Below are 14767 nucleotides of genomic sequence, written 5' to 3'. Positions count from 1 at the left end.
GATGTGTTTCTGGGCACACTAGACTGGGGGCATGAGTGAGTCTGATTCATCCACCTCGAGGGCCAAGCGCGGCCGACGGCCCGGGAGCGGAAGCACCCGTGAGGCCGTTCTATCTGCTGCTCGTGCGCAGTTCGCGGTCAAGGGTTTCACCGCCACGACCATCCGCAGCGTCGCCGCGGATGCCGGGGTCGACCCCTCCCAGGTGATGCAGTTCTTCCGGAACAAGGAGGAGCTCTTCGCTGCCGTGATGGCAGTCCCGGCTTCGGCGCTCGAGCGGTTCGACACGGCTTTTCGGGGACCCAGGGAGCACCTCGGCGAGCGCGTGGTCAGGGCGTTTTTGGCTGCGTGGGAGTCCGAACCCGAGGAGGCCCAGCCGCTGTTGGCGATGCTGCGAGGGGCGATCGTCAACGAGAGTGCGCGCGCTCAGCTCGCCGACTTCACACAGTCCCGCCTTCTTGTCGGAGCACGCGAACGCGCCGAGGCGGATGCCGAAGTTCGGGCCGCTCTGGCATCATCGATGCTCGTCGGACTCATCACCGGCCGTGACGTCATCGGGGTTCCCACGCTGGCAGAGGCCGACGCCGAGGAGATCGTGGCCATCGTGGCCCCGGCGATTCAGGCGATTCTCGCCCCTGCTACCTGACGGCGGCTCTGCAACTTGGCGCCAGGTTGCAGAGCCGCCGTCAGGTAGTAATTTGGGGAGGGTTACCAGCTGATCACGTGGGGCACGCTCACGTGTTTGAGTCCCTCGACCCCGAACTCAAGGCCGAAGCCGGACTTCTTCACTCCGCCGAAGGGCACCCGCGGGTCGACGGCCCCGTGCTTGTTGATCCACGTCGTTCCCGCTTCAAGGCGGGCAGCGACGTTTCGGCAGGCGTCGAGGTCGGTGCCCCACACCGAGGAGCCGAGTCCCACCTCGAGTTCATTGGCCCATTCGATCGCCTGCTCGAGGTCGGTGTACTTAATGATCGGCAGGGCCGGACCGAACTGCTCCTCGGCAACGAGCGGATTGTCGTTGTCGATATCGGCGATGAGCGTCGTCGGGTAGAAGTAGCCTGGCTGGCCGGCGGCCGGGTCGCCTCCCATGAGTACGCGGGCGCCTGAATCCTTGGCTGCCTCGACGAGGCGGGCGACGATGTCGTACTGCTGCTTGTTCTGCAGCGGTCCGAGAACGTTCTCCTCCTCGAGTCCGACGCCCATCGGGGACTGCCCGGCCACCTCGACGAGGGCTTCGCACACCTGGTCGTAGAGGGATTCGGGGACGTAGAGGCGCTTCATCGCCGCGCACGTCTGGCCGGTGTTGATGAACGCGCCCCAGAACAGGTCGCCGGCGATCGCCTTGGGGTCGGCGTCCTCGAGGACGATGCCGGCGTCGTTGCCGCCGAGTTCGAGGGTAATTCGGGCGAGCTTGTCCGCGGCGGTGCGCATGATCGCCTGACCGGTCTTCGTCGAACCGGTGAACATGATCTTGTCGACACCGTCGTGGCTGGTCAGCGCGGCACCGACAGAGCCGTCGCCGGGCACGACGGTCAGCACGTCGGCCGGGAGCACCTGGTTGATGACGACGACGAGCGCCTGCACCGACAGCGGAGTGTATTCCGAGGGCTTGAGGACGACGGTGTTGCCCATCTTCAGAGACGGGGCGAACTGCCACACAGAGATCATCATCGGCCAGTTCCAGGGGCCGACGGCCCCGACGACGCCGACCGGACGGTAGTGGAGTTCGGCATGGGTCTCTCCGTCGTCGACAACGACTTCGGGCTCGAGCTCGAAGGCGGCGTTCGCGCGCAGCCATGCCGAGCAGGCTCCGACCTCGAACCGGGCGTTCGGCCCGTTGAGCGGTTTGCCATGCTCGCGGGAGAGCAGTTCGGCTAGCGCCTCGGCCGAGGCATCGACAGCATCGGCGGCCTTGTTCAGCAGGTCGCTGCGTTCGGCGATCGGGCGGGCAGCCCATGAAGCCTGGGCCTCCCTCGCCGAGGCGACCGCTGAGTCGATGTCGGCAGTACCGCCTTCACGGGTGCGACCGACTACCCCGCCGGTAGCGGGATCGAGGATCTCGCGCCCCGCGGGATCCTCGATCGCGGACAGGAGGCCCGCGGTGGTCGACAGGTCGGTGGTGGTGGCGTCGGTGGTCATGATGCTCCTTCTCTGGTGGTGACTGAACTGTGGGGTCGGTGGGTTCTCATCGCGGATCGGTTCGGGTATCAGTGCGGGTTCTCATCCCAGGGAACCACCGGATCCGATTCCTGCATAGAGCTGCGATCTCGACGAGCGCAGCATGATCGCCCAGATCGTGCCGATGAGGCCCGGGACGAGCACGATTGCGGGCAGCACCCAGGACAGCACGCTGATGCCGTCGAGCCCGATGAGGACGTTGAAGTTGAGGACGATGGAGACGAACAGTGCGAACAGCCCGATCGCCGAGAGGCCGGGGGCGATCGCACGTGTCCACAGCGAATACTCGCCCGCCTTGGTGCGGAGGAACCCGATGACGGCGAGAGCGGTCAGCGCCATGAGGAGGACGAGGCCGAAGGCGCCCATGTTCGTCAGCCAGGTGAAGAGCGTGACGACGGGGAACAGCGGGTCGTCGCTGCCGGAGCCGACCGCGGCGAAGACGAGGATGACGACGAGCGCGAGCCCCGACTGAGTGAGCGATCCGGCGACCGGTGCACCGGTCCGCTTCGAGGTCCGCGCCAGCACGGAGGGCAGGACCCGGTCGCGGCCGAGCGCGAAGAAGTAGCGAGCGACAATGTTATGGAAGGCCACGAGTGCGGCGATGAGCGAGGTGAGGAAGAGGAGATTGGCGAGGTCGACGAACCACACGGGCGCGTGCTCGCCGAGGAAGACGAACATGAGGTCGGGACCGAACTCCTGAGACCGACCGATGACGTTCGAAGCCCCTTCACCGACGACCATCGCCCACGCGGAGATCGCGTAGAAGACGGCGATGATGCTCACCGCGATGACGGTGGCCCGGCGCGCCGTGCGCCGGGGATCCTTGACCTCCTCGTTGTAGATGGCGCCGGATTCGAACCCCATGAACGCGGCGATCGAGAATGCGAGTGCGGCACCCACGCCGGGGGCGAAGAGCTGATCGACCATGAGTCCATCGGCCGTGACGCCTTCGGGACTGTGGACGATCCCGATGAGGTCGAAGACGATGACGACGAGGAATTCGGCACCGACGACGATGCCGAGCACCTTCGCGGAGAAGTCGACGCGGCACACGCCCATGACGCCGACAATGACCCAGCCGATGAGAGCGCAGACCCACCAGCTCAGGGAGATCCCAGTGAGGGTTTCGAGGAACGAGGAGAAGACGAAGCCGAACATCCCAGCGATGCCGATCTGCATCGCGTTGTAGGCCACCAGCGCGGTCAGGGCCGCGCCCATCCCCGCGGGTTTGCCCAACCCTTTGGAGATGTAGGCGAAGAAGGCGCCGGCGTTGTGCACGTGCCTGCTCATCGCGGCATAGCCGATGGCGAAGAGGATGAGGACGATGCCGAGGACGACGAAGGAGAGTGGAATTCCCGTCAGCGAGGTGACGGCGAAGTTGCTCGGCACTCCGCCGGCGACGACCGTCAACGGCGCCGAGGCGGCGATGATCATGAAGACGAGCGCGGGCACTCCGATCCGCCGGGAATCGAGACCGGCAGTGACCGGATGCGTGGAGGGTTCTGTCGTTGCCGGAGCCTCTTTGCCCCGGGGATTCCGACCCCCATTGGTCGAATCCGAACTGAGAATGCTCATGTGATCCACCTAACAGTGATGACTGTTGCCAGTCTGGATCACCGAGAGGTGCAGAGTCTTGGCTTTGCAGGCGGAGTTCTTGACGATCGGCGCAGGTGACCGTCCACGCGCCTCATTCAGCCGGCTGCTCGCGCCCGCGGCGGACCACCCTCAGTCGCGCAGGGCGCTCCGGCGGAATCCGGCAGGCGGCTGCCCAGCGACGCTGCGGAAGAGGCGCGAGAAGTGCGCCGGGTCGCCGAGTCCCCAACGGGCGCCGATGGCGGCCACGGGCACCTGCTTCTGCAGCGGGTCGGCGAGGTCCTGGCGGCATCTCTCGACCCGACGGCGGCGGATCTCCCCGGACACCGACTCCCCCGAGCCTTCGAACACCTGGTGGAGGGTGCGCACCGACATGAAGTGGGCGGCCGCGATGGTCGAAGGTGAGAGCTGCGGATCAGCGAGGTTCGATTCGATGTGGTCGATGATCTCGGCGCGCAGGACCTGCTTCTCCTCCGGCACACCCGAGCCGCAGAGTTCGTCGGCCATGACGGTGGTGAGCAGGTCGACGACATTGCCGGCCAGCCGCACTCCGACCGATCGGCTGAGCGTCGGCAGCATCGCCCCCGCCTGCGAGATGACCTGAGCAGCCACGGCGCCGAGGCGGTGGTCGGCACCGATGGGCGTGGCGGTGAGTTGACTGACGATGTCGACGGGCATCGTCACCCGCGAGCGCGGGAACATCATCACATAGGAGGAGAAGTCGGAGTCGAAGCTGAGTGTGTACGGCCGCGAGGTGTCGTAGATGGCCAGCGACCCCGGGGCGAGCGCCATCTCGCGACCGTCCTGGATGAGCATCCCGTGACCCTCGAGCTGGAGGGAGACCTTGAAGTAGTCGTCACCGGCATGCACAGCATCACTGCGGGAGATGAGCCCCGGCGTGCGCAGCACCGCGTGCGGATCGGCTCTGATGTGCGACATCACGACCGCGTCGTAGTCGCGGGCGCTGATGCGTCCGGTGAAGCCGCCTCGACGCTGGGGTTCGGTGTCGAGCGGAACGAAGGAGTCCGAGACCAGGCTCTGCCAGCCGTCGAAGTCCGAGGCGGTCCCTTCAAGCAACATGAACGTCCTTAGCGATTCCCTTGACCGTCGACCCCTGCGCCGACGATCACCGTGCGGCCACTCTATCCCCAACCGAGCGGTCAGTCACGACCAACTGAGGATTTACCGACCATTCGGTCTCCTTACCCTGGCATGGCGCGTTGCTTCAGGTTCATGCACTCGATGCTCCGGCCTCCAGCCGCCCGAGTCCGTAGTCGAGCTGCGCACGGAATCCGGCGAAGTCGAAGCGCCGGCCGCCGACGATCGCCATCGTCTGCGCACCGAGCAGATACGTGAGCAGGACGTCGGCCTCCCGGGCCATATCGACTTCGGTGCGGAGGGTGCCGTCCTCACGTGCCTCGCTCATCCACGCGACGATCCACCCTTCCCACAGCTCCAGGGTCACCGCGGTCGTGCGCGCATGATCGGGATTCTGAGCCACCTCGGCGAGGTAAGACAGCACCACTCTCGCCTCCTCATGGGTGTCCTCGGTGACCGGCAGGACCTCACCGACGAAGGCCCGCAGGGCCGCCATCCCGCGCAGACCGACGGTGGAGGTCTCCACCCGGCGGTTCGTCGCCTCGAACACGTCGAGGTAGGTCGCGGCGAGCAGATCGGACTTCGCGCCGAAGTAGGTCTTGATGACACCATTGGCGAATCCCGCCTCGGCGGCAATATCGCGCATGGTCGCCCCCGAGAGCCCCTGTCGCACGATGATCCGGCGAGTCGCCAGCACGAGGTCGCGGCGACGCTGGTCGTGATCGACGATCTTGGGCATGGCTCCTCCGGTCACTGTCGGTGTCTGTGTTTTTGTCGGCGTCAGGGTCGGTGTCAGGGTTGCCTTGATTGTCGCAAATCGCACCTTCGCGGGGCGCGAAGTCCGTCGATGACCCCTTGACTTTATTTTCTACGAGTGTAGCGTTTAAAGTGAACCGAATCACAGACTCCGTTGCAAAGGTGCACCATGTCCTGTCACACGCCCACGGTCGATACTGCCGAGACTCCCACGACGATCACGCCCTTCACGCTGGCCTCGGAAGCCGAGATCACAGCCGTCACCGCGGCCCTGCGCGAGGCCGGCCACTTCCCCGACACCGCCCGGATGGCCTACCTCGGCCTGCTCGATCCCGTCCGCAGGACCGAGCGTTCCGCGGACGCCGTCGACCGTCGGTTCCGCGCTCTCGTTCTCGACAAGACCGCCGGCACGGCGCTCGACATCGTCGTCTCGGTCACCCGCGGCACCGTCGATTCCGTCACCGAGGTGGACTCCACCCTCGACGGCGAGTTCCCCGTCATGGAGGAGGAGTTCGAGATCGTCGAGGCAGTGCTCGCCGCCGATCCGACGTGGCAGGAGATCCTCAAGCGCCGTGGGCTGCCCGTCGAGGAGGTCCGGGTCGCACCTCTGTCGGCCGGAGTCTTCGAGTATCCCGAGGAATCGGGGCGCCGGATCCTGCGCGGGCTCGCCTTCCACCAGCAGCACGAGACCGATTCGGCCTGGGCCCACCCGATCGACGGTCTCGTCGCCTACGTCGACGTCACCAACCGCACGGTCGATCAGATCCTCGACCTCGAGGACGTGCCGGTGCCGACCGAACACGGCAACTACACCGACCCGGAGCTGACGGGACCGGTGCGCACCACGCAGAAGCCGATCGAGATCACCCAGCCCGAGGGCCCGAGCTTCAGCCTCACCGACGGCAACCACATCGAATGGGAGAAATGGTCGCTCGACGTCGGCTTCGATATGCGTGAGGGCCTCGTGCTCCACAACATCGCCTTCGATGACGGCGAGCGCCGCCGCAGAATCCTCGACCGGGCGGCGATCGCAGAGATGGTCGTGCCCTACGGTGACCCCTCCCCGGTACGGTCGTGGCAGAACTACTTCGACACCGGGGAATACCTCGTCGGGCAGTGGGCGAACTCGCTCGAGCTCGGGTGTGACTGCCTCGGCGACATCACATATCTCTCCCCCTGGGTGGTCAACAACCTCGGCGAGCCCCGGCAGATCAAGAACGGCATCTGCATGCACGAGGAGGACGCCTCGATCCTGGCCAAGCACTCCGACCTGTGGTCGGGGGTGGCCTACACAAGGCGCAATCGCCGCTTCGTCGTCTCGTTCTTCACCACGGTCGGCAACTATGACTACGGCTTCTACTGGTACCTCTACCTCGACGGCACGATCGAGTTCGAGGCGAAGGCGACCGGTGTAGTCTTCACCTCGGCGCTGCCGAACGGGTCGACCGACTTCGCCTCGGAGATCGCTCCGGGCCTCGGCGCCCCGTTCCACCAGCACCTCTTCGGGGCCCGTCTCGATTTCGCCCTCGACGGCGGTCGGTGCCGGGTCGAGGAGGAGGACGTCGTACGGCTGCCGGTCTCGGAGAGCAACCCGCGCGGCAATGCTTTCTCCCGCTCAAGGACGGTGCTGCCGACCGAGCTGGCCGCTCAGCGTGATGCGGATCAGTCGAAGGCACGGACCTGGGTGGTGACGAATCCGGACTCGACCAACCGCCTCGGCGAACCGGTCGGCTACAAGCTCCACCCGACGGGACTGCCCACGCTGCTCGCGGCCGAGGACTCGTCGATCCATCGGCGGGCGACGTTCGCGTCGAAGGCGCTGTGGGTGTCGCAGTATCGCGAGGACGAGCGCTATCCGACCGGGGATTTCCCGAACCAGCACTCCGGCGGCGCCGGACTGCCTGCATGGACGGCGGCCGATCGCAGCGTCGACGGTGAGGACATCGTGCTCTGGCACAGCTTCGGCCTCACGCACTTCCCGCGGGTCGAGGATTGGCCGATCATGCCCGTCGACACCGTCGGATTCAAACTGCGACCCGAGGGCTTCTTCGACCGCTCCCCCGTCCTCGACGTCCCGGCACCGGAATCCGGCGGCCACTGCTGCGACGACTAGCCCAAATTGCTACCTGACGGCGGCTTCGCAACCTGGCGCCAGGTTGCAGAGCCGCCGTCAGGTAGCAGGGAGCGGACAGATCGGGGTCGGATTGACGATCCGTGCGCACCCGGGCGTCCGGACTTGGCGAAGCGCGCGGATTCTCGTCCGACCACTTCCGCCTCGGTGATCTGGGTCACTAGCCTGACGGAATGACTTCCACCGAGAACGGCACCGTCGCCGCCACCATCAGCGACCATCCCGAAAACTTCCCGACCGCACTGCCGTCCGAGCACTTCGACTACATCGTCGTCGGCGCCGGTTCCGCCGGCTGCGTGATCACCCGCCGCCTCCTCGACGCCGGCAAGAAGGTCTGCCTCGTCGAAGCCGGTGGGGACGAGACGAACCCGAACATCGACCACCTCAACAACCTCGGCCTCATCTGGCACTCCGACCAGGACTGGGACTATTACACGACCCCGCAGACCGGCGCGATGAATCGGAGAATCCACCTGCCCCGAGGCAAGGTCCTCGGCGGCTCCAACGCACTCAACGCCGTCATCTGGGTCCGCGGCGACGCTTGGGACTACGAACAGTGGGTCGCCGCCGGCTGCCCCGGCTGGTCCTGGGACGAGGTCTCCCCCGTATTCCGGGCCATCGAGAGCTTCGACGGCGAGATCACCGAGACCCGCGGCGCCGACGGTCCCATGGACGTGCGCATCGACTACGAGCGGAACCCTCTCCAGAACGACATGCTCGAAGCCGCGCAGCAGGCTGGGCTGCCGCTCAACCCCGACTACAATTCCGGCAGTGTCGAAGGTGTGGCGAAGATCCAGCTCAACGTTCGTGACGGCAAACGGCTGAACACGTGGCGGGCATACCTCAAGCCCCGCCTCGGCGATGGGAATCTCACGATCCTCACCTCGACACACGCCCGCCGCCTCCTCATCGACGAGGCCAAGCAGGTGACCGGGCTCGAGGTCGACTTCCGCGGTCGGGTGGGCACCCTCACCGGCGCCGAGGTGGTCCTCACCTCGGGTGCGCTCGCTTCCCCCGAGCTCCTGCTCCGTTCAGGGATCGGACCCGCCGAGGAGCTGCGCGAGGTCGAAATTGACCCCGTCCTTGATCTGCCCGGGGTCGGCAAGAACCTCCAGGACCATTGGCTCTCCCCTGTTGTCTTCGCCACCGGTGAGACCGAGGTGCCGATGGGTGAGGTCGCGCCTGCCGAGGTGCATCTGTTCTGGAAGTCGAAGCCCGAGCTGCCCGTGCCTGACACTCAGCCGCTGTTCTTCTCCGTGCCGATGTATGCCCAGGACTCGCAGCCGGCGGCGCAGATCGGGCCCGGCCCGGGTGGCGCGTTCACCCTCCAGGGCGGACTCGTGCGTCCCGAGAGTCGCGGCGAGGTGCGTCTGAGCGGACCGAATCCGCAGGATCCGCCTCTCGTCGATCCGCAGGTGCTCTCTGAACGGGCCGACGTCGACGCGCTCGTCGCCTCGGTGAGGCAGTGCCGTGAGATCGGCCGCGCCGAGGCCCTGGCACCGTGGACACCGACCGAGATCTTCCCCGGCCCCGAGGTGGCCGACGAGGACCTCGAGGAGTATGTCCGTGGATCTGTCGTCACCTACCACCACCAGGTCGGCACGTGCCGGATGGGCCGGGACGAGAGCGCCGTCGTCGACCCGAGCACCTTCGCAGTCCACGGGTTGAGCGGGTTGCGCATCGCCGATGCCTCGATCATGCCGCAAGTGCCCACAGGCAACACGAACGCGCCGACGATCATGATCGCCGAGCGCGCCGCGGCATCCCTCGTCGGCTCACCGGCCGAGGGGATCACCGCCCCCTGACCCCCTATTGCTACGTGACGGCGGCTCAGCAACCTCGCGCCAAGTTGCTGAGCCGCCGTCAGGTAGTTCTGGGGGTGCGGGAGGAATCCTCAGGAGGGATCTTCCTCCACGAACGGGGCAGAGGAACGGTCTAGTCGGTCGATCTCATCGGCGCTGAGCTCCAGTGAAGGTGCCGCCATGAGCGCGTCGAGCTGTCGCGGCTCCCGCGCCGAGGCGATCGGGGCCGTCACCCCCTTGGCCAGCAGCCAGGCCAGCGCCACCGTCGCCGGTGCCACGTCGTGCGACTTGGCGATCGCGACGAGGTCGTCGACGACTCTCAACCCGGCCGAGCCGAAGTAGCCCTGCACCATTCCGCCGCGATCGGCACCTTCGAGGTCCGCCTCGGTGCGATATTTTCCAGTGAGGAATCCGGCGGCGAGGCTGAAGTAGGAGAATACGGCCAGATTGTGCCGCTCGGCCACTGGCTTCAGCTCGGTTTCGAAGTCGTGACGGGCCACGAGGCTGTACTGCGGTTGGATGGCCACAGGTTTGGCCAGCCCTTCGGTCTCGGCAACGGCCAGCCATTCGCTCAGCCGGGCCTGCGAATAGTTCGACACCGCGACGTAGTTGGCCTTACCGGAACGCACGATCTCATCGAAGACTCGGGCCACCTCGGGGATGGGGGTCACCTCATCGTCGCGGTGGGCATAGTAGAGGTCGACGTAATCGGTCTGCAGACGCTTCAGCGAATCGTCGATCGCCCTGCGGATGTAGTCGGGATTCTGCGTCTTGTGGTCGGGGTGATCGCCGACCTTGGTGGCGATGACCACGTCGTCGCGGTTGCCGCGGGCGGCCAACCACGTGCCGATGATGGTCTCCGATTCGCGCCCCGTGTTGCCGGGCACCCAAGCCGGATAGGATTCAGCGGTGTCGAGGAAGTTCCCGCCGGCTGCGACGAAGGCGTCGAGGACAGCGTGGGACTGCGCCTCGTCGGCGGTCCATCCGAATGTGTTCGTACCCAGGTTGATCGGGAAGATGCTCAGGTCGGTGCCGGGGATCTGTTTCTGTGACGTCAAGTTCTGCTCCATTCGTCGAGTGATCGGCCACGTACGGGCCACACTTTCGCACAACGGAACGGAATGCAGGACTATTCCGCCGAGGCGGCCCGACCATGCCCCTGCCCCGCGCGGGAGGTCGTGAACGCCGCCTTTTCATAGCCGACGCGGGCATCGGCCCGCATCTGCGCAACCTGATCAGGCACGATGGCTCCGAAGACACGGTCCCTGACTGTCTGCGGCAAGAGGCCGGCCAGTCGGGCGACCGGGCCGATGAAGCCGGGAACGGTGATCTCGAAGCGGGGCCTGATCACAGCGGAGACGACGGCGGCCGCGACATCGTCGGGATGCAGCAGCGGACCCGCACCGGTGCCTGTCCCCGCGGCCAGAACAGTATCCACGACAGCCGGCATGACGACGGTGAAGCACACCCCGGATCCGCGCATCTCGGCTCTCGCTGCTTTGAGGTAGCCGAGCACCCCATGCTTGGTCGCCGCGTACGTCGCCTCCCCCGGAGTGGGCAGAATCGATGCCGCCGAGGCGACCGTGATGAGGTGACCGCGCCCGGCCCCGCGCATGGCAGGCGCTGCGGCCCTGATGCCGTTGATCACGCCGAGGAGGTTGACCTCGACTTGAGCGCGAACGGCTGACTCCGGCTCCTCGTCGAAGGCGCCGACCCACATGATGCCGGCGTTGTTGACGAGGACATCGATGGGGCCGAGTTCGCTGCGGACGGCGCGGAGAAAGCCGGCGAAGGAGACTGGGTCCGTGACGTCGAGGGCGAAGGCATGCACTCCCAGTTCCGCAGCAGTGTCTTCGGCCTCTGCGAGGTCGCGATCACCGATGGCAACGCGGGCTCCGACAGCGGTGAAACGGGCGGCGATCGCCTTGCCGATTCCGCGTGCCCCACCGGTGACGGCTACGACCTTGTCGCGGGTGGTGCCGGAGCGCTTCATGCGGCGACCGCTCCCTTCTTCATCTCCCGTTCGACTTCCCACAGGTAGTGGTCGAAGTCGACCTCCATCGTGTGCCGCGGCGAGTCGTAGAACTGTTTCTTGTTCCGGCGATCGTCACGGGCCATCTGTTCGACCATGTCCCGGCGGCTCGGCAGCTCGCAGGCTCCGGTGAGGATCTTCGCCACCAGCTTCGCCTGGATCTCGGACAGCGGCATGACGGCCCCCACCGGCTGGAGGAGTCCGATGAAGAACAGGCCCGGCCGGTCGGGATGGACCATCCGCTTCCACAGCGGCAGATCGTTGTTCTCGACGTCGACAACGTCCGATGACAGGAACGGAAACGAGACTCGGTAGCCGGTGGCCCAGACGATGAGATCGGCCTGGACCGCAGTTCCATCGGTGAAGACGACACGGTCCCGCTCGAGGCGTTCGATCCCGGGTCGTGCCGTGACGGCACCCGCCCTGAGGCGATCCCGGATGTCGTCCGATTGCACGGGGTGGGACTGACCGGGAGCGTGGCCGGGCACCGGCAGTCCGTACTTCTTCAATCCGCCAGAGAGGATCGCGCCGAGGCGCAGCCTGGCCGAGGTCATCCACCACGGGGCCCATCCGGGCAGGACGACCTGGTCCGCGGCCCTCCCGAAGACAGTCTTCTTCATCACCCATTGGCCACGCCTGATCGAGAGGTTGACGCTGCGGGCCCGGCGCGAGCCTTCGACAGCGATGTCCATGGCCGAGTTGCCGGCACCGACGACGACCACATCACGTCCGTCGAGCTGGTCACCGCTGCGATAGTCGTGGGCGTGGATCTGTTCGCCGTCGAATTCCCCCGGGTAGGCAGGCTCGGGCCACCGGGCATCCCAGTGGTGGCCGTTGGCGACCATCACGGCGTCGTAGTGACGGGTTTCGGAACCAGCCGTGGACTCGATGTCGACATCCCAACCGCCACGGTCGCCTCGGCGAACATCGGTGACCTCGGTGTTGAACGTGATCGTGTGACCGAATCCGAAGTGGTCGACGTAGTCACGGAAATAGTCGAAGACCTGATCGTGGCGAGCATAGTGCGGATAGTGCTCGGGCATCGGGAAGTCAGAGAAGGCCATGCGCGGGCACGAGGTGTTGATCTGCAGGGTCTCATAGCAGGCGCTCTGCCCGTTGGGGTTGTCGAAGAGCCACGTGCCTCCGATTTCGCTGCCTTTTTCGAAGCAGTCGAATGGGATGGCCGAGGTGTAGAGGGTCTTCGCGGCGGCAATGCCCGAGGACCCTGCCCCGATGATGCAGACCTTCGGCAGTGAGGGGTCCGGGCTGGTCGGTGCGGTGGGGGCCGGGGCGCGACGACCTTGTCGAATCATGTAAGCCATGTCACCGAGTATGCCAGTGAAAATTGGAATTTTCACTATAATGGGAAGATGAATTCTGCTCCGTCCCAACCCACTCCCCCACGTCGCTGGCACGGCACGCTTCGGGCGGAGCGAGATTCGGCACGTCGTGCACGGCTGCTCGACGCGGCGCTGAACCTCTACGGGACGATCGGGTTCCGCAGGACCTCGGTGCAGGCCCTGTGCCAGGAGTCGGGTGTCTCCAGCCGGTCCTTCTATGAGCTCTTCTCGACTCAGGAGAGCCTCCTCGAAGACCTCTACATCGAACTCAACGAGGAGATCACCACAGCCCTCGACGAAACGAAGATCCGCTCGAGGGCCACACTGACCGAGGCCGCCAGGCAGATCGTCGGCGCGGCCCTGTCCCCGATGCTCGATGACGAACGCAAGGCCCGCGTCCTCGAGATCGAAGCCGTCGGCATCTGTGACTCGCTCGAAGATCGGCGCCATCAGACGATGCGTCTGCTGGCCGCCGCGGTGCAGGGAGCCTTCGACGAACTCGACCACGCTTACGGCCTCACTGCACGGACGGACTCGAATGATCTCACGAGCATCATCCTCGTCGGCGGAATCACCGAGGCGCTCGTTCAGCGCATCCACACTCCCGCCGATGAGCGGTCGTCACGGGATGAGTTCCTCACCGCCATCGCCGAGGTGGCCCTGCGCGCCCATGGCATCGCCGACCATCAGTTCCGCCTCCGCCCGGTGTGACAGAGCGGAGAGCCTGGTGCGGGCCCGGGCGGTGGTCGCCTCCGGGGCGGTGGTGCCGTCCGGGTCGGCAGTCAGGCGTCACTTGAGCAAGCGGTCCATGCGCCGGTCGCTCAGCCGCTTCCCTCCGGTCTGGCAGCCGGGACAGTAGTTCAGGGATTTGTCGGCGAAAGACACTTCGGCGACTGTTGCACCGCACACGGGACATGGCTGACCGGTGCGTCCGTGGACGCGCAGCAGACACTTCTTCGCAGTCTTGATCTTCGCCGCGGGGAGACCGATGAGCGATTCGCGTGCCAGTCCAAGGACCTGATGCACGGCGGTGTGCAGCGTTGCGGCGTCGACGCGTCCGGCTGGGGCGAACGGTGAGAGTCTGGCAGCGTGGAGGATCTCGTCGGAGAAGGCGTTGCCGATTCCGGCGATCAGTGTCTGATCTTCGAAGACGGTTTTGATGTGTGCTTTTGTCGATCTGAGGATTCCGGCGAACCCCTCGGCGTCGAGGCTGAGCGCATCCGGTCCGAGCTGTGCGAGCACGGGCACCTCGGCGAGGTCGCGGACCAGGGCCACCGAGGCGTTCTTCTTCGTCCCCGCCTCGGTGAGGTCGAAGCCTGCCCCGGAGGCCAACCGCACGCGCAGACCCAAGGGACCCTTGCCCATCTTCACCGGTCCGCCGGGCACCTCGTCGTGCCAGACCAGCCACCCTGCCCGAGCGAATCGGCAGACAAGAAAGAGGCCGTCGAACTCGACGACGAGGGCCTTTCCTCTGCGCATGACACCAGTGATCTCGAGCCCCGCAAGCGCGTCGAGAGGCGGATCGACGGTCTTGAGGATGCTCAGCTCGGCGACCATGGCCCGTTCGACGAAGTCGCCGACGATCCGCGGACGCAGGTCGGCGACGAGAGCATCGACCTCGGGCAGCTCCGGCATGAGTCCAGTATGCGCCACGTCACCCGATCACGACAGCCCCTTTCCTTGCTACCTGACGGGGGCTCAGCAACCTTGCGCTGGAGTGGTCCCCGAAAGTTGGACTGTGATTAACACAGGACAACTTGAAGGGACCACTCCATGCGTCACAACTGTCTGATCACCGACGAGCAAGCCCAAGCCGCGGTCGAACTCTTCGATCACGGGT

General features: G+C 66.0%; 12 protein-coding genes. 4 read left to right on the top strand and 8 right to left on the bottom strand.

The window, feature by feature from the left end:
* The first annotated feature begins 31 nt into the window (after positions 1-31).
* Positions 32-643, top strand: a complete 612-nt coding sequence (locus EB835_RS09605; RefSeq protein WP_135809249.1) for a TetR/AcrR family transcriptional regulator — start codon at positions 32-34, stop codon at positions 641-643.
* 62 nt (positions 644-705) lie between these two features.
* Here EB835_RS09605 and EB835_RS09600 read toward each other — a convergent pair whose 3' ends face one another.
* The 4 genes from EB835_RS09600 to EB835_RS09585 all read right to left on the bottom strand — a co-directional run bounded on the left by EB835_RS09600 (position 706) and on the right by EB835_RS09585 (position 5605).
* The gene (locus EB835_RS09600; RefSeq protein WP_205749906.1) at positions 706-2136 is read right to left on the bottom strand and encodes an aldehyde dehydrogenase family protein; all 1431 of its coding nucleotides are present in this window, start codon (positions 2134-2136) and stop codon (positions 706-708) included.
* A gap of 81 nt (positions 2137-2217) precedes the next feature.
* Positions 2218-3750 (bottom strand): APC family permease, encoded by a 1533-nt coding sequence (locus EB835_RS09595; RefSeq protein ID WP_135809248.1) that lies wholly within the window; start codon positions 3748-3750, stop codon positions 2218-2220.
* A 150-nt stretch (positions 3751-3900) separates the two neighbouring features.
* Positions 3901-4848, bottom strand: coding sequence for an AraC-like ligand-binding domain-containing protein (locus EB835_RS09590; protein WP_135809247.1), 948 nt, complete (start codon positions 4846-4848; stop codon positions 3901-3903).
* Positions 4849-4999: 151 nt separating this feature from the next.
* A complete protein-coding gene (locus tag EB835_RS09585) occupies positions 5000-5605 on the bottom strand; it encodes a TetR/AcrR family transcriptional regulator (RefSeq protein ID WP_135809246.1) in 606 nt (201 codons plus the stop codon).
* Positions 5606-5791: 186 nt separating this feature from the next.
* Between EB835_RS09585 and EB835_RS09580 the strand changes: the two genes are divergently transcribed.
* Together EB835_RS09580 and EB835_RS09575 are read left to right on the top strand one after the other, a co-directional pair.
* Positions 5792-7735 carry a primary-amine oxidase gene (locus EB835_RS09580; RefSeq protein WP_135809245.1) on the top strand — a complete coding sequence of 648 codons (1944 nt, stop codon included), beginning with the start codon at positions 5792-5794 and terminating at the stop codon, positions 7733-7735.
* Positions 7736-7926: 191 nt separating this feature from the next.
* Positions 7927-9558, top strand: coding sequence for a GMC family oxidoreductase (locus tag EB835_RS09575; protein WP_135809244.1), 1632 nt, complete (start codon positions 7927-7929; stop codon positions 9556-9558).
* Between the two features lie 89 nt (positions 9559-9647).
* Here EB835_RS09575 and EB835_RS09570 read toward each other — a convergent pair whose 3' ends face one another.
* The 3 genes from EB835_RS09570 to EB835_RS09560 all read right to left on the bottom strand — a co-directional run bounded on the left by EB835_RS09570 (position 9648) and on the right by EB835_RS09560 (position 12909).
* Entirely contained in the window at positions 9648-10613 is a 966-nt protein-coding gene (locus EB835_RS09570; RefSeq protein WP_240688658.1) for an aldo/keto reductase, read from the bottom strand.
* Positions 10614-10684: 71 nt separating this feature from the next.
* The gene (locus EB835_RS09565; RefSeq protein ID WP_135809242.1) at positions 10685-11548 is read right to left on the bottom strand and encodes an SDR family oxidoreductase; all 864 of its coding nucleotides are present in this window, start codon (positions 11546-11548) and stop codon (positions 10685-10687) included.
* A complete protein-coding gene (locus EB835_RS09560; RefSeq protein ID WP_135809241.1) occupies positions 11545-12909 on the bottom strand; it encodes a flavin-containing monooxygenase in 1365 nt (454 codons plus the stop codon). The genes EB835_RS09565 and EB835_RS09560 overlap by 4 nt, the downstream gene beginning before the upstream one ends.
* Positions 12910-12957: 48 nt before the next feature.
* On the opposite strand from EB835_RS09560, the gene EB835_RS09555 reads away from it, so the two are divergent.
* A complete protein-coding gene (locus EB835_RS09555) occupies positions 12958-13638 on the top strand; it encodes a TetR/AcrR family transcriptional regulator (protein ID WP_135809240.1) in 681 nt (226 codons plus the stop codon).
* Between the two features lie 78 nt (positions 13639-13716).
* Here EB835_RS09555 and EB835_RS09550 read toward each other — a convergent pair whose 3' ends face one another.
* Positions 13717-14562: a DNA-formamidopyrimidine glycosylase family protein gene (locus tag EB835_RS09550; RefSeq protein WP_135809239.1), complete on the bottom strand. Its 846-nt coding sequence runs from the start codon at positions 14560-14562 to the stop codon at positions 13717-13719.
* Between the last annotated feature and the right edge of the window lie 205 nt (positions 14563-14767).

The sequence above is a fragment of the Brevibacterium sp. S22 genome (assembly GCF_004745485.1).
Lineage (GTDB): Bacteria > Actinomycetota > Actinomycetes > Actinomycetales > Brevibacteriaceae > Brevibacterium.
Note: the sequence above shows the minus strand (reverse complement) of the source record. Positions and strands in the feature narration are given on the sequence as shown.